The sequence below is a fragment of the Actinocorallia sp. A-T 12471 genome (genome assembly GCF_033875155.1).
Taxonomy (GTDB): Bacteria; Actinomycetota; Actinomycetes; order Streptosporangiales; family Streptosporangiaceae; genus Actinocorallia.
Map to the genome: position 1 here is coordinate 211,555 of NZ_JAWZTE010000010.1, position 21,698 is coordinate 233,252.

Consider the following 21,698-nt stretch of genomic DNA (forward strand, 5'->3'; position numbering starts at 1 on the left):
TTGCGCCAACATGCTGCGAAAAAGTGCGGGCGACGGAACGATGGGGGCATGGCCTTTGAGGACGAGGCGGCCGAGCAGGGGCTGCGCGAGCTGATGTCGGGCGATCCGGTGCGGGCGCTTGCCGCCGCCGACGCGGCGCGGGCCCGGACCGTCTACCCGGTGCTCGTGCCCGCGGGGCCGATGTTCGGGGTCGCCGAGCGCGTCGCGGCGGGGTGGCGGGTGCGCAGCATGGGCGAGGCGACGCCGCAGTGCGCGCGCGACGACCTCGCCACGCAGCTCCGTCAGGAGGCGCAGCGCGCGCCCGACCCCGAGCCCTACCAGGCGGCGGCGCGGCGGCTCGACTGGCAGCGGCACGACGAGCTGACGGTGGCGGGCCGCCCGTTCCGGGTGATCCGCGTCGAACAGCTCCTGCGGATGAACGCCACGGCCCCCGAAGGCCCGCGTCCGACCGACCCCGACCCGAAGTTCCGCAGGCCGCGCCCGCGTCCCCTCGAACTCCTGACGCCCGACGGCCCGCACACCCCCGACCGCGTCGCCCTCGCGACCGAGTTCGCCGACCTCGCCGCCCGTCCCGGCCTGTTCGAGGGCGACGCCCTGGCCGACGCCCAACGCGCCCTCGACACCCACCCGATCCCGGTCCCGATGGCCGCCGCCTTCTCCGTCGCGGAGTTCCTGAACGACGGCTGGCGCTCGGCGACGGCCGCCTGCACCACCCCCCACCTGGCGCGCGAAGCCCTCGCCGAATACCTCCAGCAGGTCATCCCCGCCGTCGAGCGCCCCGACGCCGCGACCCGCCGCGCCTACGAGGAAGCCGCAGCCCTCCTCACCTCAGCCCGCCTCGACGAAATCGCCGTGGCCGGCCGCCGCTTCCGCGTAGTCCGCCTCGAAAAAATCGCCCGCTTCGGCCAAACCGGCCCAGAAATGCCCAGAACCTCAGACTTCGACCCCGACCCCCCCATCGAAATCATGGCAATGCGCCTCCGCGCCGACGGCATCATCGAATAGCTGTGTTTGCTGGCCCGCCCTCCGGCCCTGGGGGGCCTACGGGCGGGCTGTGATCGGGCGCTTCGCTAACCTGGGCTGCCCCTCCGGCCCTGGGGGCCTCCGGGGCAGCCCAGGGCGCCCGATCACGTGACGCGCCGCGCCTAACGGCGCTCCGCAAAACCTCAGCCACACGCCACCCGGCGCAACACCTCCCCGCAGTCCCAAAGGGACCGTAGGGAAGCGGGAGGTTAGTCGGCGCCCGCCTCCCCCGCAGTCCCGAAGGGACTGCGGGGTTATTCGATGCCGTAGATGGGGGTGTGCTCCTGGATGGAGTCGGCTAGTTGTTCGGCGAGTTCTTCGGCGTCGAGGCGCTTTTCGATCTGGCGGAGGTCGGCGATCTTGGCGGCGGTCTCGGGGCGGCGGGGGGCGAGGATCGAGCAGCAGTCCTCGTCGGGCAGCTCGGAGATCGACAGGGTGCCGATGCGGCGGGCGGCGTCCATGATCTCGATCTTGTCCATGCCGACGAGGGGGCGCAGGATCGGCAGGTCGACGGCGTCGTCGAGCGCGGTCATGTTGACCAGGGTCTGGCTGGCGACCTGGCCGAGCGAGTCGCCGGTGATGAGCGCGCCGTCCTTGCGGCGCTCGGCGAGCACCTCGGCGGTCTTCAGCATGAGACGGCGCTGGGCGACGATCGCCAGCCTGTCCTCGCCCGCGGCCTTGATCTGCTGCTGTGCCTTGCCGAACGGGACGACGAACAGACGCGAGCCGCCCTGGAACTTGTCGAGCTCGCGGACCAGCGCGTACGCCTTGTAGATCGACTCGGGGCCGGTGAACGGCATGCCGGAGAAGTGCAGGAAGTCCACCCGCAGGCCGCGCCGCATCATCCGGTAGGCCGCGACGGGCGAGTCGATGCCGCCCGACATCAGGACGAGGCCGCGCCCGCTCGACCCGACCGGCAGACCGCCCTGGCCGGGCGTGCCGTCGGTGTAGACGAAGACCTCGTCGCGGTCGACCTCGATCGCGACGGTGAGCTCGGGGTTCTTGAGGTTGACCGGCAGGCCGAACTTGACGTTGATCGCCGAGCCGACGCTGACGCCGATCTCCGCCGACGTGATCGGGAACCGCTTGTCGCGCCGGCGCGGCCGGACCGCGAAGCTGCCGCCGCGCTCGGTCGCCGGGTGCTGGCCGACCATGTCGAGCGCCGCCTGCGTCATCGCCTCGACCGTCTTGTCGACCCGCCAGCAGCGGTGCACGATCACGATGCCCATGACGTCCTCGAGCCGCTTGGCGACCTTCTCGACGTCGTCGACCGCCCCGCCCTTGGCCCGCACGACGATCACGCCGGCCCGCTGCCACAGCACGGTCTCCACACCCGTCGACGCGAGCGCCTTGCGGATGTTGTTCTGCAGCCGCTGCTCGAACTGGTGCCGGTTCTTGCCCTTGAGCACGATCTCGCCGAGCTTCAGCAGAACGCAGGGCTCACCGATGACGGACGCCGCGGGCATGATCAAACCTCCAGGAGGGCTTACGGGGACCTCCTTCAGTGTCGCCCATCCAACGCAGCACTTCGAACACTTTTCCAGGCGAACCCAAACCCGAAACCCTTGAACCCCTCGCCTCCGGCCCCGCTCGCCTAGCGGCTCGCGGGCCCTCCGGACAAACCCCACCCCTCCAAGGTCCAACCCCGCCCGCCCCAAGACGCGCCCCTCCGGAGGGACCCCACCCCTCTGCGTTCGGGGGGTGGGTGGGGGCGGGTTTTGGGGGGGTTAGGTGGGGAGGGTGGGGTGGTGGGTGGGGGGGACGGTTTTTAGGGTTCTTGTGGCTTCTTGGAGGGGGGTTAGGTGGATTTCGGTGCCGCGGAGGGCGGTCATGGTGCCGTAGGCGGGGGTGTGGACGGCGTCGAGGGCGGCGAGGCCGAAGCGGGTGGCCAGGACGCGGTCGTAGGCGGTGGGGGTGCCGCCGCGCTGCAAGTGGCCGAGGACGACGGCGCGGGCCTCGTGGCCCGTCGCGGCCTCAAGGCGTCCGGCGAGCCAGACGGCGACGCCGCCGAGCCTGACGTGGCCGAACGCGTCCTCGCCGCCCTCCTGGAGGGTGAGGGTCCCCGCGATCGGCCGCGCCCCCTCCGAGACGCACAGGAGCGCTGCCTGCCCGCGTCGGAACCGCGCCTCGACCGCCGCGATCACCTTGGCCAGGTCGAAGGGCAGCTCGGGGATGAGCGTGACGTCCGCGCCCCCGGCGATCCCCGCGTGCAGCGCGATCCACCCGGCGTGCCTGCCCATCACCTCGCAGACGATGGCGCGGTGGTGGCTCTCGGCCGTCGTGCGCAGCCGGTCGAGCGCCTCGGTGGCGATCGCGACGGCGGTGTCGAACCCGAAGGTGTAGTCGGTCGCGGCGAGGTCGTTGTCGATGGTCTTGGGCACCCCGACGAGCGGCACGCCCTGCCCGTGCAGCGCCTCGGCGACGCCCAGGGTGTCCTCGCCGCCCATGACGATGAGCGCGTCGACGCCGAGCGCGGTCAGGTTCGCGGCGATCCTGCGTGCCCCGTCCGGTTCGCTCAACGGGTTCGTCCGCGACGACCCCAAGATCGTGCCGCCTTGCGCGAGAATCCCTTCGACGGCCGATACAGGCAGTTCAACGGCGTCGCCTTCGAGCGGCCCGCGCCACCCGTCCTTGAACCCGACGAACTCGTCGCCGTACTCGCGGACGCCCTTGCGCACGACCGCCCGGATCACCGCGTTGAGCCCCGGGCAGTCCCCGCCCCCGGTCAGCAGGCCCACGCGCATGGTCGCTCCTTCGTCGCGCCGGCGGTCGCACGCGGTGCGATCCCCTCTCCCCTGCCGTCCCCCGGCCGGACAGGGACGAAAGCGGGACAAGCCCGACCTTGGGCAGGTTTTTGGGCTCAGCGGGCCCAGGCGCGGGCCCTGCCGAACCCCGCGACCGCGACACCCCGCCGGAACACCCGCACGGCGGGAAGCCGACGCCGCCGCGCCGCGACGCCGTCATACCGCCACAGCGCCTCACGCAACGCGAGCGCGGCCAAGGCGTCCCGGCTAAGGACGCCACGGTAAGCGCGCGCGAAGTCCCACCCGTCGAGCAGGGACCCGCGCGGCGGCCGCCCCTCGGCCCAGCTCAGGAACTCCGCCCGGTGCGCGATCAGCGCGGGCCACGCGTGCAGCACCTCGCCGAACCGCTTGCGCAGCAGCGCCCGCGACGCCGCCCCGACGGTCGCGCCGTCAAAGCCCTCGGGCAGCTCCGCACCCCCGACCAGCGCGCGCACCAGCGCCTCCTGACGGGCCTCGAGGTCCGCGAACTCCTCCATGACGTGCTCCTCAGGTGACGCGGGGCAGCCGCGCCGCGTCGGCGATCGCGTCGAGTTCGGCGGCGAGGACCGACGGCGGCGGGTAGCTCCCGTCGCGTTCCAGCAGGTAGCCCAGGCGGCCGCAGGGCGGGCAGCGGCGTTCGGCCTCGCCGACCAGCGCGAGCACCTCGGCGGGCACGGGGTCGGTGTGCGTGTCGTGGTACATGCCCTCGCGCTCGCTTCCTCCGGCGACGTGGCAGTACGCGACGCGCTCCAGCGGGAACGATTCCAGCACCTTCACCGGGTCCTGGCCCCGGTTGCGCGCGTTGGCGTAGACATTGGCGACGTCGAGGAGCAGCAGCGCGCCCGTGCGGTCGAGGAGTTCGGTGAGGAAATCGCCCTCGGTGTAGTCGTCGTCTGGCCAGTCGAACAAGGCGGCGATCGGTTCGAGTGCGAGCGGCACGCCGAGTTCTGCGGTGGTCGCCCTGACGTTGCGGACGAGCGCGTCGAGCGCCGCGCGGCTGCGCGGCACCGGGAGCAGGTGCCCGGCTTCGAGCCCGCCCGCCCGCACGAACGCGACGTGCTCGCTGACCAGCGGCGCGCCGACGAGCTCGGCGGCGTGCGCGAGATGCGTGACCCGCGCCGGATCGACGGCCTCCGCGCCGCCCAGCGACAGCCGCACCCCGTGCGGGACGACGGGCACACCCCGGTCGCGCAGCGCGAGCAGCCGCGCGTCCGGGTGGTGCAGGGACTCGGCGATGACCTCGGTGAACGCGAGGCCGCCGAGCCCGTCGACGAAGTCCGCGATCTCCGGCCGCCAGCCGATCCCGACGCCTGGGCCGGTCATCCGCCGCAGCCTCCGCCGCCGCACCCGCCTCCGCCGCCGCAGGACGAGCCGGAGTCGGACGACGAGCTGGAGTCCGAGGAACCCGAGTCGCTGTAGCCGGACGACGAGTCGGTGTAGCTGGAGCCCGCCGAGCCCGTCGCGGTGGCCTGGGCGAGCCGGTCGACCTCGGCCTCGGCCGCGAACACCGGGTCCATCCCCATCAGCGCGATCCCGCCGAAGACCGCGACGGCGAGGGCCGCGGCGTGCGGCCCGTGGTCGGCGTAGGAGGGCGAGTATCCGGGGTGCAGGCCCTGGTAACGCTGCTGGGACATGGTGACCGTGCGGTTGGCGGCCCGCGTCCGGTGGGGCGCGCTGGACAGCAGCACGATCATGACGAGCCCGAAGAAGACGAGCGCGGCGACGAGGAAGCCGACCGGCCGTCCCGCGTCGAGGCCCGCGATGAGCCTGGCGATCCCGAGTACGACGAGCAGGATGATCGGGAGTGCGGTGAGCCGGGTGATGCGCCGTTCGGCGGGACCGAGGAGTTGCCCGCGCGCTACCAGCGCGGCGCGTACGGCGCGCAGTTCCTGGGCGACGGCCGGGTTGCGCAGCAGCTGGTTCGAGCGGGTGCCCGCTCCGGCCGCGTAGAGCACCGCGTGGTCGAGCGGCGCGGCCCCGACGGGCGCGGGCCCGGTCGCGATCACCTTGCCCCCCGGCGCGGACGCGACGGACCCGCTGAGCCGCAGCGCCGCGAGGCTCGCCGCGATCGCGCGCCGTTCGCCCCCGGCGAGGTAGGCGAGCTCCGGCGCGGACATGTCGCCGGGCAGGTCGGTCCCCGCCGCGAGCCAGCGGCGCAGCCCGAGCACGAACCCGATGACGAGAATGCCGAGCAACACGTACAGGGCGAGGAAGGCAGGGCCCTCAATCCCCCATGTTGCGCCGGAGCCCGACGTGTCCTCAAAGAACATGAGGCGTCCTTCCTTCACCGCACGCCCGTCCGCGCCATCCCATATGCGAGGTTTCAGGCATCGCGTCGATTCTGCTGACTTTGATGCGCGATATCCCCGCCGGGTTCCCCACTAGGGGGTGTCGAGGCCCTTCTCGATCGCGTACCTGACGAGTTCGACGCGGTTGTGCAGGTGGAGCTTCCCGAGCGTGTTCTGGACGTGGTTCTGCACGGTCCGGTGCGACAGCACGAGCCGCTCGGCGATCTGCCGGTAGGTGAGGCCCTTGGCGACGAGGCGCAGGATCTCGGTCTCCCGGTCGGTGAGGCGCGGCGCGTCCGGCGCGGGAGCGGGCGCGGCGGCGAGCCGCCGGTACTCCCCGAGGACGAGCCCGGCCAGCCCGGGCGTGAACACCGCGTCGCCCTCGGCGGTGCGGGCGACGGCGTCGAGGAACTCCTCGCGCGCGGCCGACTTCACCAGATACCCGGTCGCGCCGGCTTTGACGGCCTCGAGCACATCCTCCTGCTCCCCGCTCGCGGACAGGACGAGCACCCGCGCGGGCACCTCGAGCCCGGCGAGCGCCCGGGTCACCTCGACGCCCGAGATGTCCGGAAGCCGCAGGTCGACGACGGCGACCTGCGGCCGCACCGCCGCCGCGATCCGCACCGCCTGCCGCCCCTCACCGCACACGGCGACGACGTCGTACCCGGCCTCGGCGAGATCACGGGCGACCGCGTCCCGCCACATCGGGTGATCATCGACCACCATCACCCTGATCGCTGCCATCGCCCCTGCACCTCACCTCACTGCGACGCACGCCCTACGCAGCCCCTTAGTACCACTAACCCGCCACATCCGCCGCCCACACCACCCCAAACCCCACCCCGCAGCCCCTCCGGGCCTGCGAGGAGAAGCGCCCGCGCCAAGCGCAGACCCCTCGTGCGGCCCAACCCCGACCCGCAGTCCCTTCGGGACTGTGGGGAAGGGGGCGCGCTAGCGCGGACCACTCGTGTGGCCCAGCCCTTCGCGCAGTTCCGTCGGGGCTGCGGGGAGGGGAGCGCGCCAAGCGCGGGCCCGCTGTGCGGCCTAGCCCTTCCCGCAGTTCTTTCGGGGCTGCGGGAGGAGTGCGCGGGCCGTCGTGCGGTCTGAACCGAGCCCGCAGTCCCCTCGGGGCTGCGGGGAAGGGTGCGTGCCGGGCGCGGGCCCGTCGTGTGGTCTGAGCCGGACCGGCAGTCTCTTCGGGGCTGTGGGGGAGGGTGTGCGGCGGGTGTGGGGCCGTTGTGCGGTCTGAACCGGACTCGCAGTCTCCTCGGGGCTGGGGGTGGGGTTAGGGGGTGGGGGTGGTTGTGGGGGGGATTGGGCCTTCGTTGGGGATTTGGGGCATGGCGGGGAAGGGGTGGTTCGGGCGGTACCAGTCGTTGCGGTCGTAGCGGTCGTGCGGGGCGTTCCAGCCGCCTCCGCCCCAGCCGCCGCCGCCCCAGCGCGGGTCGAACTCGACGCGGACGACCTCGTGGTCGTCGTCGCCGCCGGATGCCAGGGCGACGACGCCGCCGCCCACGAGGCCGCCGATCAGGCCCGCGCCGACCAGGCCGAGCAGACCCGGTGTGAGCACCTGGCGGACCCGGGCCGACAGCGGCGGACGAGGCGGGCCGGACGCGACGGGGGCCTCGGTGCGGAACGGCGGAGGCGGCGGCGGGCCCGGCGCGTGCGCGCCCGGCTGCGGCGGCACGGGCGGAGGAGGCTGCTCCGACGCCAGGGGCGGCTCGGTCGCGTACGGGCCCGGCTGCGGCGGAGGCGGCTGCTCGGACGCCAGCGGCGGCTCGGCCGAGGACGACCCCGGCAGGGGCGGGGGAGGCTGCTCGGACGCTGACGGCGGCTCGGGCGCATACGGGCCCGGCTGCGGCGGCACCGGCGGAGGCGGCTGCTCGGAGGCCAGCGGCGGCTCGGCTGAGGGCGCGCCCGGCACCGGCTGCTCGGAGGCTGGCGAGGGTTCGGGGGAGGGTGGGCCCGGGGGCGGCGGCTCAGCGGGCGGGGGGACCTTGCCGGGGGTGCCGGCCACGGGCTTGTCCTGGCTGTCGGGCATCGGGTTCTCTCCCGGGCCGGCGCGGTCGGGGGTCGGTGGCGTGCGGCGCTGGCCCTCGGCACATGATGCCGTGCGCGGAGTAAGCGCGCTGTCAGCGCGGAACCGTCAGCTCGACCTCGGTGCCCTGGCCGGGGGCCGAGACGATCTCCACGACGCCGCCGAGGTCGCGGACCCGTCCGCGCACCGACTGGGCGACGCCGAGCCGCCCGTCGCGGGCGGCCTGCTCAAGCCTCCCGGCCGGGATGCCGGGCCCCTCGTCGCGGACGCTGACGGTCACCGCCGCCCCGTCGTCCTCGACCAGCACCCAAGCCCGCGTGCCGGGCGGGCAGTGCGCCGCGACGTTGTCCAGTGCGGCCCCGACCGCCGCCGCGACCTCACGCGCCGCACCCGCGGGCAGCGGCACCGGCGTCGCCGGTGTGGCGAGCTGAACGACCGCCGACCCGTACCCCGCGAGCAACGACCGCAGATCGACGGCGTCACCACCCTCCCCCGCGTCCGGCGCAAGACGCGGCAACGGAAACTCCAAAGCCTGCGCGGGCCCGGCGATCAACGTGCGCAACGCCGCCTCCTGCTCCCCCGCGAGCCGCCCGAGCTCAGCCGCCTCCCCGCCGATCTCTCCCCCACGCCGCTGCACCAACGCCAGCACCTGAAGAACCGAGTCATGAATGTCCCGCGCCAACCGCTCCCGCTCCCGGGTCGCGGTCTCCAACGCGACGGCCTTCGCCATCCGCCGCTCAGCCCCGATCGCCAGCCGCCCGAGATACCCGACGATCACCCCGACCATGAGCAGCAGGACGACCCCGTTGAACGTCGTCTGGCTGAACACCTCCGCGTACCCCGCCCGCAACGCCACATCGGGCACCGCGACGGCCACCGCCGCGGCGATCCCGTGCCGCACCCCGCCCCGCAGCGCCCACGCCATGACGGGCGCCGCCACCCAGCTGACGGTCAGGTTGGGCGCCCCGACGGCCAGCGCCTCCCGCGTCTCCACAAGCCCGGTGGCCAGCAGGCACGACACCGCGACGCCGACGTCCGCGACGCCGAACCGCGCCCCGCCGCGCACCCGGACGGCGAGCGCCGTCCACCCCGCCATCACCGCGAGGACGGCGAACCCGCCCAGCGGATGCCGGTATTGCCCGTGCCCGGTGGCGATCAACGCCCCCGCGTAGACGCAGGAGACCGTCCGGAAGACCGCGATCGACCTCCACAGGACGGCCTCGACGCCGGCGCTCACTCCTCGTCGTCGTCCGACCGGCGCGCCTCGCGCCCCTGGAGTTCGGCCCGGACGTCGGCCGCATAACGATCGACGTACTCCTGCCCGGAAAGCTCCTGAATGCCCTTCATGATCCGGTCGGTGACGGTCCGCAGCACCTCGCGGTCGTCCTCGCGCCCGTAATACTCCGAGAAGTCCAGCGGCACCCCGAACCGCACGCCCGGACGGCCCGGCAGCCCGAAGACCTTGGGCCGCTCGCCCGCCGGCATCAGCTCGAACGTGTGGATCATCGCCATCGGCACGACCGGGACCCTTCCCTGCAGCGCGAGGCGCGCGACGCCCGTCTTGCCCTTGAACAGCCGGTTGTCCGGTACCCGGGTGCCCTCGGGGTAGATCCCGAGGAGCTTGCCCTCGCCGAGCACCCGCAGCCCCGTCAGCAGGGCCTCCTCGCTTGCCTTGCCGCCGGTCCTGTCGATCGGGATGACGCCGACGCCGCTGAAGAAGAACCGGCTGAACCAGCCCTTGATCCCCTTGCCGGTGAAGTAGTCGCGCTTGCCGAGAAACACGATCCTGCGGCGCAGCGGCAGCGGGCCGAAGAAGTGGTCGGCGAACGACAGGTGGTTGCACGCGAGGATCGCGGGCCCGTCGGCGGGCACATTGTCGATCCCGCTGTTCTTGGGCCGCCAGACCACCCAGAGAATGGGACCCAAGATGGACTTGACCACCCACCAGAACATCCGCGTCCGCCTCTCTTTGACCGTCTCCGCGCCGAAGTGCGCGAGACATCTTCGCACGGACTGGACGGCGGTCTCAGGCGGGAGTGGCCGGAGCGATCGCGTCCCCGTGCGCTCCATGGGACGATTCGCACCGTAGGCTCATCGCATGATGGTCGTCGGGTACCCGAGGAGCTGAGGGACGTGAACCGCCGCGAGAACGGGCTGTCAGCGGACGCCTACACGCCCTTGATCGACCTCGTCCCCGACCTCGCCGACGAACTGCTCGCGGTGCTGGGCGCGGCCGGGATCGCCGCCTACGCCCTCACCGGCGACGCCGCGGGCCCCGACGTGCTCGACCGGGTGCACGTGGACGCCGCGCACAAGGGCGAGGCCGAGAAGCTGCTCCACCCCCTGCTGCGCGACAGGCTCGCCGCCTCCCCCGCGCCGCCCGTCCCCGACCGCAAGGCCCCCGCCGAGCGCGACCAGAGCGCCGACGACGCGGCCTTCGCCGAGATCATCGCGGGTTTCGACGACGTGCCGGGCGAGCAGTCGTGGCCGGACGAGGAGCATCTGGACCCGGGCGAGGACCGCACCGGAAGGCTCCCGACGGCGCGGATCGTCTTCTCCGGCCCGCCTCCGGGCGAGGACGAGGAGGACGACGACGAGCCGCCCACCAAGCCCGACGGGTCCCTCGAGGAGGACACCGAGGGCCACTACGAGCCCCCGCCGCCGCCCCCGCTGCCCACCGGCGACCCCACGACAAGGCTCGCCTGGGTCTGCCTGGTCGGCGGCCCCGCCTACATCCTCACCACCGTCGTGCTGCGCTGGTCCGCGCCCGGTTGGGCGGCCTTCCTGGCGGTGGCCGCGTTCATCGGCGGGTTCGTCACCCTCGTCCTGCGGATGGGCGACGAACCCCGCGACGGCGACGACGGCGCGGTCGTCTGACCGCCCCCGTCTACTTCGCGACCTTGAGGTAAGCCTTCTCCACGGTGACGGTCGTGGTGCCGAAGTTCTCCACCTCGGCCCGGTAGGACTTGTCCTTGTACAGCGAGACGAGGCCGGTCAGCGTGTACTCGACCTTGGTCCCGTTGCCGACCTTGTCCTCGCCCACGAGGTCCTTGACGCGCTTTGACCCGTCCCGCGCGTACTCGGCGACGGTGAGCTTCAGCTTCTCCCCCGCGGTCTGGCCGCTGACGGTCACGGTGAGCGTGGTCACGTGCAGCCCGGAAGCCTTGGGCAGCCACGCGGCGACGGCCCCGGCGGCGTGGACGCCGTCCGGATCGTTCCACTCCACGTCGAACGGGATCGGCACCCGCTTGCCCGCGGCGACGGTGACCGCCTTGCCGATGCCGAGGTTGATGAGAATCTCCATGACCCGCCCTCCACGCTGCCTTTGCGCCGAACCCTAGCGGCCGGAGGCGGCCCGCGCGGGGGTTGCGACGCCGCCCGGCTGACCTGACCGGGACCCGGGTCCTTCGGTCAGCGGCCGGTCAGAGCCGCAGCAGCACCGGAAGGTGGTCGGTGGCGCGCGGGAAGTCCCCGACGGGGTCGGCGGGGACCCCGCAACCGAGCACGGCGAGCGACGGGTCGGTGAAGAACCCATCGATCCGCCGACGGGGAGCGCGCGCCGGGAAGGTCGCCGAGCCGCCCTCGGGGGCCGCCGCGTGCGCGTCGCGCAGCGCCTCCCTGAGCAGACCCCACGCGGGCCCGTCCGGGCCCTCGTTGAAGTCCCCGCCCAGCACGACCGGCGCGCCGTACCTAGGCAGCACCCCCAGCAACTCCCGCACATGCCTGACGCGTTCGGCCGGATCGAGCGCGAAATGCGTCGAGGCGACGGCAAGCTCAAGCCCCCCGACCTCCACCACCGCGACGGCAAGCGCACGCCGGTGCCTGGGCGGCGACCAGCTCAGCCGGTGAAAACCCCGACGCACCAGCCGCACCCGCGGCCCGCCGAGCACCGCCAAACCCGCAGTGCGCCGCCCGGCCAGCACCCGCATCCCGACCGCGTCGGCAAGCGCGGCACGCGCCGCACGCCAGCGGCCATAACGCGGCACCTCCTGAAGGCACAGCAGATCCGGCGCGCACGCCCGCACGACGCGCGCGACCGCGGCCGGGTCGTCGCGCAGCGATCTGAGGTTGTAGCCCAGTACCCGCGCCCCGGCCGCGCGCACCCCGCGTCTACTCCTGCCGCGCCAGGTCGGCCGCGCCGACGATCCCTGCGTCCGGCCCGAGTTCGGCGACCCTGATCTCCGGCAGGCCCCGGTGGCCGCGTCCGGTGACGTGCTCGGTGAACGCCTTGGTCATCTGCTCGAGGAACAGGTCGGCGACCGCCGACAGCCCGCCGCCGATGATGAACAGCCCGGGGTCGAGCGTCGCGGTGAGATCGGCAAGGCCCTGCCCGGCCCAGACCGCGACGGTGTCGAAGCACTCAAGGGCCGCCGCGTCGCCCTCACGCGCGGCCTGCGAGACCGCGAGGCCGGTGATCTCGGTGGTGCCGCCGCTCAGCTCGATCATCCGCGCCGCGCGCTTCGGCTCGACCCGCGCCAGGTCGCGCGCCTCGTGCGACAGGGCGTTGCCCGAGGCGTACTGCTCCCAGCAGCCTCGGTTGCCGCAGCCGCAGCGCCGCCCGTCCGGGACGACCCGGACATGGCCCAGCTCCGCGCCGATGCCGTGCCTGCCGCGGTAGAGCCTGCCGTCGATGACGATCCCGCCGCCGATCCCCGTCCCGAGGGTCACGCACACCACGTGCTGCTCGCCCCGGCCCGCGCCGAAGCGGTACTCGCCCCACGCCATCGCGTTCGCGTCGTTCTCCACCACCACGGGAAGGCCGGTCAGCTTCTCGACCTTCTGCTTCAGCGGCTCGTCGCGCCACGCGAGGTTGGGCGCGAACAGCACCACCGAGCGCGTCTCGTCGACGAAGCCCGCCGCGCCGAGGCCGACGCCGCTGACGTCGGCGTACTTGGCCTTCAGCAGGTTGGTCACCTCGGCGATCACCCCCGCGGTCAGCTCGGGGTTGGTCGACGGTGTCGGCCTGCGCAGCTTCTCGAGGATTCGCCCCTGATCATCGACCACTCCCGCGGCGACTTTGGTGCCACCCACATCCACACCGATGGTCAGCGACATCGCCCGAATCCTCCTCTTTCCCACCGGACGGTTCCCGTCGTCCGGGTGTGCCACCTCAGCCGATGTCCAGCGGGTCGTCCCCGCCGGAACCGCGCTCCCCCTCCCGGGGCGCGCGATCCGCCCGCGTCCCGTGCTCCGGGGGCTCGCCCGCCGGACGCGACGCGCGCGTGCGTTCGTATCCGGCCACTGCCTCCTGGAAGGCGGCGAACAGCGCCTGGCCGGCCTCGACCACGTGGCCGACGACCTCGGGACCGTTGGCCCTCGCGGCCTCCATCGCCCGGCAGGCCGGACAGTTGTGCGGGCAGACGCCTTCCGCCCGCTCCTCACGGACCGCCTCGCTCCACACGTCACCGCCCGCACGGCCGTCGCGGCCGTCGCCCACCCTGCGGCGCACCGCCTCGAACAGCTTGAATGCCTCTTCGAGGACGTTTCCCGGCTGATCGGTCATGCGCTTCCCATTCGCCTCATGGTCGGCCGGTAACCGTACCGTGCCCGGTCGGTTACCCGCGCGTACCGCATCGTTTTTCGGCACACAGCACTATTGTCCGTTTCGATCGGTCCACCCGCCAGCCCGAGCCGTCCACCCGCACAGCCGTCCCACGCGCCCCGCAGGGCTCACCCCGCGGCGGCGGTGACCTCGACGCGCCGCTTCAGCCCCTTGAGCGCCGAGTCGATGATGACCTTCTCGGCCTTGCGCCGGATCATCCCGATCATCGGGATCTTCACGTCGACCGCGAGCTCGTAGCGGACCTCGACGCCGTCGGCCGCCTCGCCCAGCGCGTACCTGCCGCTCAGGCCCGACACCACAGTGCCCGGCTCGGCGAGGTCCCAGCGCAGCTCGTCGTCGCCCGACCAGTGGCAGCGCACGCTGTAGGTGTCCTTGATCGGCCCCGACGCCAGCGTCATCCTGACGATCTCGGGACGGCCCTGGTCGTCGGCGCTGAGCACCTCGGCCGCGGTGACGCCGTCGGCCCACTGCGGGTAGGCGGCGTAGTCGGCGATCACTCCCATGATCTGCGACTTGGCGGCGTTGATCCTGATGCTCGAGCTCGTCCGGTCGGCCATCGCGTCCCCTTCGTCGTTCGCGTCCTGCGCCTGTCCTACGCCTGGTCCTACGCGGAGATTACTCCTCAAGGCGCAGCACGTAGGGCTCTCCGCTGGCCCTGAAGTGCCCCACGTTGACGCACTCGGTCCGCCCGATCCTGGTCCGCGCCGCGAGCGGCTGGTGGACGTGCCCGAACAGCACGTACCTGGGCTGGGTCTCGCGGACCGCCTCGAGCAGCGCGTCGCTGCCGCGCTCGAACCTGCGCGCGACGGTGTCGTACAGCAGTTCCGGCACCGCGGGCGGGATGTGGCAGCACAGCACGTCGACCGCGCCGACGGCGGCGACCTTGGCGGCGAACTCCTCGTCGGCGATCTCGTTGGGCGTGTGGTAGCGGGTGCGCAGGCCGCCGCCGACGAAACCGAAGGTCAGCCCGCCGATCTCGACGGTCTGGCCGTCGAGGACGGTCTGGCCGGCCCGCACGAACTCGGGCCACATCGCGGGGACGTCGACGTTGCCGTACGTCAGATACGACGGGACGGGCATCGCCGCGAACAGCTCGGTGTACTGGCGGCGGACCGCCGCGTCGATGTAGGTGCGCGGGTCGCCGTCGAGGGTGGCCCACAGCCGGTCGGCGAGCGCGCGGGACTCGTCGTAGAAGCCGCCGGAGCGCAGGGCGAGGTACTCCTTGGCGGCCTCCGCGCCGAACAGCTCGCCGAACATGCCGAGGGCGGGGTCGGCGTAGTCCACGAACAGGATGAGGTCGCCCAGGCAGATCAGCGCGTCGGCGCCGTCGCCCGCGCGGGCCAGCGCGTCGGCCCTGCCGTGGACGTCGCTCACCACGTGAATCCGCATGCCTCCAACATAACGTCGCGGTCAGGTCAAGGAACGAGCACAGGGGGATATCCTCGAACGTGGGGCTACCGGGCGGTAGCCAATTCACGGTACGTTCGGGCCAGCCCCTGCCCGCGAAGACGCGAAGGACCAGTTCAGTGCGTGAATACACCGCCCCCGCCCTGGTGGAGGTGCCCGCCTCGGCGACGACGACGGACACCGTGTTCGAACGCGCCGCCCGCGACCCACGCAAGATCGCGTTCCGGCGGCCGGACGGCAAGGGCTCATGGCGCCCCGTCAGCATCGGCGAGTTCCGCGACCAGGTGGTCGCGGTGGCCAAGGGCCTGATCGCGCTCGGCGTACAGCCGGGCGACAGGGTCGGCCTGCTGTCCCGCAACCGGTACGAGTGGACCGTCGTGGACTACGCGATCTGGACGGCCGGCGCGGTCACCGTCCCGATCTACGAGACCTCCTCGGTGGAGCAGATCACCTGGATCCTGTCGGACTCCGGCGCGGTCGGCGTCTTCACCGAGAACTCCACGCACAAGGCGTCGGTCAAGGAGGCCGGCGGCGAGCGCGTCTGGGTGATCGAGGACGGCGGCCTCGACGAGCTCGCCGAGGCCGGCGCGGACGTCACCGACGAACTCCTCGAGGAGCGCCGCACCTCGCGCGGCCTCGCGGACCTGGCGACCCTGATCTACACCTCGGGCACCACCGGCCGCCCCAAGGGCTGCGAGCTGACCCACGGCAACTTCGTTGAGCTGTGCCGCAACGGCCGCGTCGGCGAACTCGATGAGATCCTCGGCGACAGCCAGGGCTCCACCCTCCTGTTCATCCCGCTGGCGCACGTGTTCGCCAGGATGATCCAGGTGCTGGTGATCGAGTCGGGAGTGGTCCTCGGCCACAGCCCCGACATCAAGAACCTGCTGGAGGACCTCGGCTCGTTCAAGCCGTCCTTCCTGCTCGCCGTCCCGCGCGTGTTCGAGAAGGTCTACAACGGGGCCGAGCAGAAGGCGATCGCGGGCGGCAAGGGCAAGATCTTCGCCAAGGCCGCCGAGACGTCCATCGCCTACAGCCGCGCCCTCGACGCCCCGGGCGGCCCCGGCCTCGGCCTCAAGGTCAAGCACGCGGTCTTCGACAAGCTCGTCTACGCCAAGCTGCGCGAGGCCGTCGGCGGCAACGTCAGCCACGCGGTCTCCGGCGGCGCGGCGCTCGGCGAGCGGCTCGGCCACTTCTTCCGCGGCGTCGGCATCACCATCCTCGAGGGCTACGGCCTCACCGAGACCACCGCGCCGCTGTCGGTGAACACCCCGCGCCACATCAAGATCGGCTCGGTCGGGCGGCCCATGCCCGGCTCGTCGGTCAAGATCGGCGACGACGGCGAGGTGCTCGCCAAGGGCGTCGGCGTCCTGCGCGGCTACTGGAACAACGAGGCGGCCACCAAGGAGGCGATCGAGGACGGCTGGTTCCGCACCGGCGACCTCGGCTCTTTGGACGAGGACGGCTTCCTGTCGATCACCGGCCGCAAGAAGGAGATCCTGGTGACGGCGGGCGGCAAGAACGTCGCCCCCGCCCCGCTGGAGGACAGGGTGAGGGCGCACCCGCTGGTCAGCCAGTGCCTGGTGGTCGGCGAGGGGCAGCGCTTCGTGGCCGCCCTGGTCACCCTCGACCCCGAGGCGATCGAGCCGTGGCAGCGCTCGAACGGCCTCGAAGGCAAGTCGATCGCCGAGCTGGCCGAGGAGCCGAAGGTCATCGCGGAGATCGCCAAGGCGGTCGACGGGGCGAACCTCTCGGTGTCGCACGCCGAGCAGATCAAGAAGTTCAAGATCCTCGACGACGACTTCACCGTCGAGAACGACTACCTGACCCCGTCGCTCAAGGTGAAGCGGCACCTCGTCGTCACCGCCTTCGCCGGTGTGATCGAGGAGATCTACCGCTAGGCCGTACGCACGATCTACCTTTCGTCGGTTCCGCCCTGGTTCGACCCCTGGCAATACTGATGGTCAACGGATGGATGGTTTCCGTGACCGTCCGTGAAGGGGGTAGACCAGCGATGGCCCGGCTATCACGCAACGAGATCGAAGAGGGCACCCAGAACGACCGGCGGCGCTCGGCCCGCAACAGGGCGCGTCAGCAGTCCCAGACCAAGACAGGCCGCCACGGCGCCGCCAAGAAGTCCCTTCCCCTCCGGCGCGGTCAGGGTAGGTAGCAGTCGCTGGGCCGCCCGCCCAGCCGAGCAGACCAGAAGGAGCGCCGACGCCCACCCGGGCGTCGGCGGTCTTCGGTTTCCGGGGCCTTCAGGGCTCCAGGAGTGCCGTGAAGCGGGCCGCCTGACGGGCCCAGGTCCACTCACGCTCGACCCAGGCGCGGCCGCGCTCGCCCATCGCGCGGGCCGCCTCGGGGTCCTCGAGCAGGGACGCGACGGCGTCGGCGATCGCGCCGGGCGACGTGCCGGGGACCACGGTGCCCGTCTCCCCCTCGAGGACGGCGTCCGGGGCCCCGCCCGAGTCGCCCGCGACGACCGGCAGGCCGGTCGCGGAGGCTTCCAGGTAGACGATGCCGAGGCCCTCGACGTCGAGGCCGCCGCGCCGGGTCCGGCAGGGCATGGCGAACACGTCGCCCGCGGCGTAGTGGGCGGGCAGCTCCTGCCAGGGGACCGAGCCGGTGAGGACGACCGAGTCGCGCACCCCCGCCTCGTCCACGAGCCGTTCCAGCTCGGCCCGGTAGGGGCCGCCGCCGACCAGCAGCAGCGCCGCGTCCGGCACCCGCGCGCGCACGGCGGGCCAGACCCTGATCAGGGCGTCCTGGCCCTTGCGCGGCACGAGCCGCGACACGCACACCGCGACGGGCCGCCCGTCGAGCCCGTACCGCTTGCGGACGTCCGCGCCGCCCGCGTCCGGCCGGAACACCCCGTCGTCCACGCCGGGGGCGAGGCGCGTCATCCGGGCGGCGGCCTGCGGGGACAGCGCGGCGGCCATCCGGGAGCGGGTGTACTCGCCGAGGTAGGTCAGCACGTCGAGCCCGTCGCCGATGCGGCGCAGCAGGGTCCGCGCGCCGGGCAGCTGCGCCCAGGCCGCCTCGTGCCCGTGGGTGATCCCGACGGCCCTGCCGATCCCCGCCGAGCGCAGCGCGGGCGCGAGCAGCCCGAGCGGCGCGGCCGCCCCGAACACGACGGTGTCGCAGCCCTCGGCCCGCGCGATCTCCCGCGCCCTGCGCAGCACCGACGGCTCGGGCAGCATCAGCGACGTCGGATGCCGCACCACCTCGAACGGCTGCGCCGCGTCGAACGCCCGCGCCCCCTTCCACTTCGGCGCGTAAACCACGACCGACCCCTCGGGCCGCCGAAGCGCGAGCTGGTGCACGAACTGCTGGATTCCCCCCGCCCGGGGCGGAAAGTCATTGGTGACAACAAGGCTCTTCATCGCACCCCCACAATGCCACGCACCCCCACGTACCACCCCCCGCCCCTCCCACCCGGGGTCAGGCGAGGCGGGCGCGGAGATAGGCGCGCCAGGCGGGGACGATGTCCGGGGTGCCCAGGACGTCGCGGAGGGCTTCTTTCTCCGGGCGGGTTCGGGCGGCGCGGTAGAGGGCGACGAGTTTCGCGCGGCCGTGGGTTTCGGCGATCATCCGGCAGGCGAGCCAGGACTCCTGGTAGCTCTGGCTGAGGCGGGGGGAGGACGCGGCGAAGGCGTCGCGGCCGGGCAGGGCGGCGGGCAGCTTCCCGGCTCTGACCTCGCGGGCCAGCTCGGCGGCGGCCGTCCGGTCCGCGGCTCCCGAGCCCAGATATCCGACATAGTCGGCGAAGCCCTCGACGAGCCACATGGGGGTGGTCGCGTCGGTCGCCGCGTCCATGGCGACATGGGTGAGTTCGTGGGTGAGGACCACCCGGCGACCCAGCGCGCTAAGGCGCGGCCACGCCTCCGGGGACACCAGGATGCGGGCGGGAGCGGGGCTTCCGTCTACGTTGGGCGCGGCGGCGGCCAGCGCGGCGACCTCCGCGAGATCACGGTCGCCCGCGAGGGTGCGCGCGTGCTCGCCGTCCACCGGGACCAGCGCGACGGCCCCGCGCGCCCAGTCCCGTCCCACGACCGCCGTGACGGCCGGGGCGGCCCGGTCGAGCCCGGCCGCGACCTGTTCCAACGGGCCCTCTCCCACGACGAGGCAGGATTTCCCGCGCACCGCCCGGATCTTCCCCCTCGACCAGATCTGCGGGTCGTCGGCGTGCCCGTCGCCGCCGTCCCCGGTGAGACCGGCGGTCCCGACGCGCAGGTAGGCGGTCCGCACGGTCTCCTGGGCGGCGAACCCCTTGTAGGAGTGGGCTGTCCTGACCGTCACGAGGTTCCCGTCGATCTTCTCGACGGTCTCGCGCCACGTGGCGAGCGGCAGCGCCGACAGCGCGGCGAACAGCTCGGCCTGCCGGGCGGCGAACCCGGGCTCGGCCGGATCGACCGAGGCGAGGAAGCCCGCCTCGTCCCCGGCGAGCACGGCCTTGGAGCGGGCTTCGAGCAGGGCGTTCACCGCCGACGCCGTCGGGCCCGTCGCGGTCGGGGCAGGGTCCGCGCGGCATCCCGCGAGCAGCCCCGCCGACGCCGTCAGCACCCCCGCGCGCAGCACCGCGCGGCGGCTGCGGACGCGCGAAGGCCCCGGTGCGTCGGACTCCATGGGCAGCGATCCTATGACCGCGCCCGGATTCCGAGGCTCCGGGGCCTTTCGACTGATCGGCTTCAGTACGCGGGCCGTCAGCCCTTGTACTCGGGGTAGCCGTACCCGACGATCTGGCTGGCGGACCGGACCTTCTCCTGGACCTTGTTGCCGGTGTTGCCCTCGACGGTGTGGATCGTGCCGTCGTCGTCGACGTGGTCGACGATGCCGACGTGCACGATGTCGTCCAGGCCCTTCTCACCGTTCCAGTTGAAGAAGACGATCGCGCCGGGCTTCGGCGTGGTGCCCCAGCGGCCCTCCTCCTTGAACCACTTCGCGTGCGCGATGGTCCAGGCGTCCTGGCCGACGGAGTCCTTCATGCCGGTCTCCTCGGCGACCCAGGAGACGAACATGTTGCACCACTCGGCGGCGAGGTAGGCCGACCGGCTGCCGCCGTCGCGGGCGACGGTCTCGGCCGCGCGCTGGGTCTGGGAGTACCACTCGCCGAACTTGGTCTTGCCGCTGGAGTCCTCGGCCTGGCCCAGCTGGGTCTTGGCCTTGGCGACGAACTCCTTGGCGGTGACGCCGGCGATCGCCTGCTCCTCGTCGGCCGCGCGCTCGGCCTGGTCGTCGGACCTGGTCTGCGCGTCGGCGTCCTTGGCGCCCGTCGCGGCCTTGGTCTTGCCGTCCAGCTTGACCTGGATGGCCGACAGCCCGCCCTTGTTGACCGCGCCGAGGCCGGCCAGGTTCATCGCGGACGCGGTGACCTCGGCGGAGGACTTCTCGTTCTCGTTGAGGGTGTTGGCGTGGGCGGCTGCGCCGAAGGTGCCACCGAGGAGGCTGGCGGCGAGGAAACCGCCGGTGAGCTTGAGGGTAAGAGCAGTCTGCTTGGCGTGACGACCGGACATGCGTTCTTCAACTCCTGTTTTCCATGCCGCCTACCGGGTTAGCTGACGGATTCGGGCCTGGAAAGAGCCCTACGGTGGCAAGCCACCGATTCACCCCGTGCCGATCACTGCGGATCGACGAGTGGGTCCCCGGCTCCGCGCTGGGCGCGGACTCGGCGGGAGGACGGCCCCCAGACGTTCGAGGGCCTGTCCCGCGTGCATTGACTGTTGAGGTTCGCGGCGGAGACTCCGGAGGGTCTCGCGGGAATCCCCGCCGTGGGTGCGCGCGCCTAGTAAGGGCGCACGGCTCCGTTGAAGTTCTTCTTGCGGTAGCTGTCGAGCAGTACCTGGCGGACGTGGTCACCGGTGCGGGGAGAGTGGATCATCCACACCTTGTTGCCGGACACCTTGGAGACGATGCCGACGTGGCTTCGGCCTCCGTAGAAGAAGACGAGGTCTCCGGGGTAGAGGTCCTTCCACTTGATCTTCCGGCCGACGTGGCCGTAGATCGACGTGGTGGTCCTCGGCAGCTTTACGCCCGCCTTGCGGTAGACGTAGCCGACCAGACCGGAACAGTCGAAGGAGTTCGGGCCGGCCGCGCCGTAGACGTACGGCTTGCCCTTCTTCTTCTTCGCCCAGGCCAGGGCCTTCTGCGCGGTCTTCTTGCGCTGGGCCCAGGTCTTCTTTTTCTTCTTGGTCGCCTTCTGCGCCGTGGCCGTGGCTTCGACCGGGGCCGCCTGCGCCGGGACCGAGATGAGGGCCACCGGAGCGAGCACCGAGGTTGCGAGCAGGCCGGAGGCCAGCCGCACACGCCGGGCGGAAGGCAGGCGAGTGCCAAGGGTGCGAGACAGGGGAATCTCCTTCTTCCTTACGCCTACCGGGTTAGCTGACGGGTGCGGGCGGAAGTGGAGAAGTGCCCTACGGCCTGCCGCTTTGGGGAGCGACCTGGCCGATTAACCCCACCGCGGGCATGGCTCGAACCCTTTGGGGGTGGTTCGGGGTGCCTGCGGGTTGGGTCCCCGGCTCCGCGTTGACGCGGACTCGGCGTGAGCCGTCGCGGTCTCGGGCGTGATGGGGCCCGGGATGAGCCGGACGCGCTCGCGT

22 protein-coding genes and 2 riboswitches are annotated in these 21,698 nt (G+C 72.5%); of the genes, 3 read left to right on the top strand and 19 right to left on the bottom strand.

The features are described from left to right. The first annotated feature begins 48 nt into the window (after positions 1–48). Positions 49–1,005 carry a DUF5954 family protein gene (locus R9X44_RS25590; RefSeq protein WP_319816817.1) on the top strand — a complete coding sequence of 319 codons (957 nt, stop codon included), beginning with the start codon at positions 49–51 and terminating at the stop codon, positions 1,003–1,005. 272 nt (positions 1,006–1,277) lie between these two features. Here R9X44_RS25590 and thiI read toward each other — a convergent pair whose 3' ends face one another. The 9 genes from thiI to R9X44_RS25635 all read right to left on the bottom strand — a co-directional run bounded on the left by thiI (position 1,278) and on the right by R9X44_RS25635 (position 10,040). After that, a complete protein-coding gene (thiI, locus tag R9X44_RS25595) occupies positions 1,278–2,489 on the bottom strand; it encodes a tRNA uracil 4-sulfurtransferase ThiI (protein WP_319816818.1) in 1,212 nt (403 codons plus the stop codon). A gap of 261 nt (positions 2,490–2,750) precedes the next feature. Beyond that, complete coding sequence (locus R9X44_RS25600; protein WP_319816819.1) at positions 2,751–3,767, bottom strand: 6-phosphofructokinase; 1,017 nt, start codon at positions 3,765–3,767, stop codon at positions 2,751–2,753. Between the two features lie 116 nt (positions 3,768–3,883). Continuing rightward, the gene (locus R9X44_RS25605) at positions 3,884–4,303 is read right to left on the bottom strand and encodes a hypothetical protein (RefSeq protein WP_319816820.1); all 420 of its coding nucleotides are present in this window, start codon (positions 4,301–4,303) and stop codon (positions 3,884–3,886) included. A 10-nt stretch (positions 4,304–4,313) separates the two neighbouring features. Beyond that, the gene (locus R9X44_RS25610) at positions 4,314–5,129 is read right to left on the bottom strand and encodes a DUF692 domain-containing protein (RefSeq protein WP_319816821.1); all 816 of its coding nucleotides are present in this window, start codon (positions 5,127–5,129) and stop codon (positions 4,314–4,316) included. After that, positions 5,126–6,076, bottom strand: a complete 951-nt coding sequence (locus tag R9X44_RS25615) for a TIGR04222 domain-containing membrane protein (protein WP_319816822.1) — start codon at positions 6,074–6,076, stop codon at positions 5,126–5,128. Before R9X44_RS25615 ends, R9X44_RS25610 begins: the two co-directional genes overlap by 4 nt. Positions 6,077–6,187: 111 nt before the next feature. Beyond that, the gene (locus tag R9X44_RS25620) at positions 6,188–6,838 is read right to left on the bottom strand and encodes a response regulator transcription factor (RefSeq protein ID WP_319816823.1); all 651 of its coding nucleotides are present in this window, start codon (positions 6,836–6,838) and stop codon (positions 6,188–6,190) included. A 541-nt stretch (positions 6,839–7,379) separates the two neighbouring features. Further along, positions 7,380–8,135: a hypothetical protein gene (locus tag R9X44_RS25625; RefSeq protein WP_319816824.1), complete on the bottom strand. Its 756-nt coding sequence runs from the start codon at positions 8,133–8,135 to the stop codon at positions 7,380–7,382. Between the two features lie 91 nt (positions 8,136–8,226). After that, positions 8,227–9,369: a MacS family sensor histidine kinase gene (gene macS / locus R9X44_RS25630; RefSeq protein ID WP_319816825.1), complete on the bottom strand. Its 1,143-nt coding sequence runs from the start codon at positions 9,367–9,369 to the stop codon at positions 8,227–8,229. Next, entirely contained in the window at positions 9,366–10,040 is a 675-nt protein-coding gene (locus R9X44_RS25635; protein WP_413774986.1) for a lysophospholipid acyltransferase family protein, read from the bottom strand. The genes macS and R9X44_RS25635 overlap by 4 nt, the downstream gene beginning before the upstream one ends. 225 nt (positions 10,041–10,265) lie before the next feature. On the opposite strand from R9X44_RS25635, the gene R9X44_RS25640 reads away from it, so the two are divergent. After that, the gene (locus R9X44_RS25640) at positions 10,266–11,009 is read left to right on the top strand and encodes a hypothetical protein (RefSeq protein WP_319816827.1); all 744 of its coding nucleotides are present in this window, start codon (positions 10,266–10,268) and stop codon (positions 11,007–11,009) included. 10 nt (positions 11,010–11,019) lie between these two features. On the opposite strand, the gene R9X44_RS25645 is transcribed toward R9X44_RS25640, so the two are convergent. The 6 genes from R9X44_RS25645 to R9X44_RS25670 form a co-directional block, all read right to left on the bottom strand. Next, the gene (locus tag R9X44_RS25645; protein WP_319816828.1) at positions 11,020–11,436 is read right to left on the bottom strand and encodes a hypothetical protein; all 417 of its coding nucleotides are present in this window, start codon (positions 11,434–11,436) and stop codon (positions 11,020–11,022) included. Between the two features lie 118 nt (positions 11,437–11,554). Continuing rightward, positions 11,555–12,235, bottom strand: a complete 681-nt coding sequence (locus R9X44_RS25650) for an endonuclease/exonuclease/phosphatase family protein (protein ID WP_319816829.1) — start codon at positions 12,233–12,235, stop codon at positions 11,555–11,557. Between the two features lie 7 nt (positions 12,236–12,242). Continuing rightward, positions 12,243–13,187, bottom strand: coding sequence for an ROK family glucokinase (locus R9X44_RS25655; protein WP_319816830.1), 945 nt, complete (start codon positions 13,185–13,187; stop codon positions 12,243–12,245). A 55-nt stretch (positions 13,188–13,242) separates the two neighbouring features. After that, the gene (locus tag R9X44_RS25660; RefSeq protein ID WP_319816831.1) at positions 13,243–13,635 is read right to left on the bottom strand and encodes a DUF5304 family protein; all 393 of its coding nucleotides are present in this window, start codon (positions 13,633–13,635) and stop codon (positions 13,243–13,245) included. Positions 13,636–13,802: 167 nt separating this feature from the next. Then, positions 13,803–14,252, bottom strand: coding sequence for an SRPBCC family protein (locus R9X44_RS25665; protein ID WP_319816832.1), 450 nt, complete (start codon positions 14,250–14,252; stop codon positions 13,803–13,805). A gap of 58 nt (positions 14,253–14,310) precedes the next feature. Next, positions 14,311–15,084: a metallophosphoesterase family protein gene (locus R9X44_RS25670; protein WP_319816833.1), complete on the bottom strand. Its 774-nt coding sequence runs from the start codon at positions 15,082–15,084 to the stop codon at positions 14,311–14,313. A gap of 137 nt (positions 15,085–15,221) precedes the next feature. Between R9X44_RS25670 and R9X44_RS25675 the strand changes: the two genes are divergently transcribed. Further along, on the top strand, positions 15,222–17,003 hold the full coding sequence (locus R9X44_RS25675) for an AMP-dependent synthetase/ligase (RefSeq protein WP_319816834.1): 1,782 nt from the start codon (positions 15,222–15,224) through the stop codon (positions 17,001–17,003). A 357-nt stretch (positions 17,004–17,360) separates the two neighbouring features. Here R9X44_RS25675 and R9X44_RS25680 read toward each other — a convergent pair whose 3' ends face one another. The 4 genes from R9X44_RS25680 to R9X44_RS25695 form a co-directional block, all read right to left on the bottom strand. Further along, positions 17,361–18,485 (bottom strand): glycosyltransferase family 4 protein, encoded by a 1,125-nt coding sequence (locus tag R9X44_RS25680; protein WP_319816835.1) that lies wholly within the window; start codon positions 18,483–18,485, stop codon positions 17,361–17,363. A 58-nt stretch (positions 18,486–18,543) separates the two neighbouring features. Then, a complete protein-coding gene (locus R9X44_RS25685; RefSeq protein WP_319816836.1) occupies positions 18,544–19,728 on the bottom strand; it encodes a hypothetical protein in 1,185 nt (394 codons plus the stop codon). Positions 19,729–19,805: 77 nt separating this feature from the next. Then, positions 19,806–20,615 carry a CHAP domain-containing protein gene (locus tag R9X44_RS25690; protein ID WP_319816837.1) on the bottom strand — a complete coding sequence of 270 codons (810 nt, stop codon included), beginning with the start codon at positions 20,613–20,615 and terminating at the stop codon, positions 19,806–19,808. 12 nt (positions 20,616–20,627) lie between these two features. Next, a riboswitch (cyclic di-AMP (ydaO/yuaA leader) is annotated at positions 20,628–20,783 on the bottom strand. A 101-nt stretch (positions 20,784–20,884) separates the two neighbouring features. After that, positions 20,885–21,403 carry a C40 family peptidase gene (locus tag R9X44_RS25695; RefSeq protein WP_319816838.1) on the bottom strand — a complete coding sequence of 173 codons (519 nt, stop codon included), beginning with the start codon at positions 21,401–21,403 and terminating at the stop codon, positions 20,885–20,887. 47 nt (positions 21,404–21,450) lie between these two features. Further along, positions 21,451–21,651: riboswitch (cyclic di-AMP (ydaO/yuaA leader) on the bottom strand. Between the last annotated feature and the right edge of the window lie 47 nt (positions 21,652–21,698).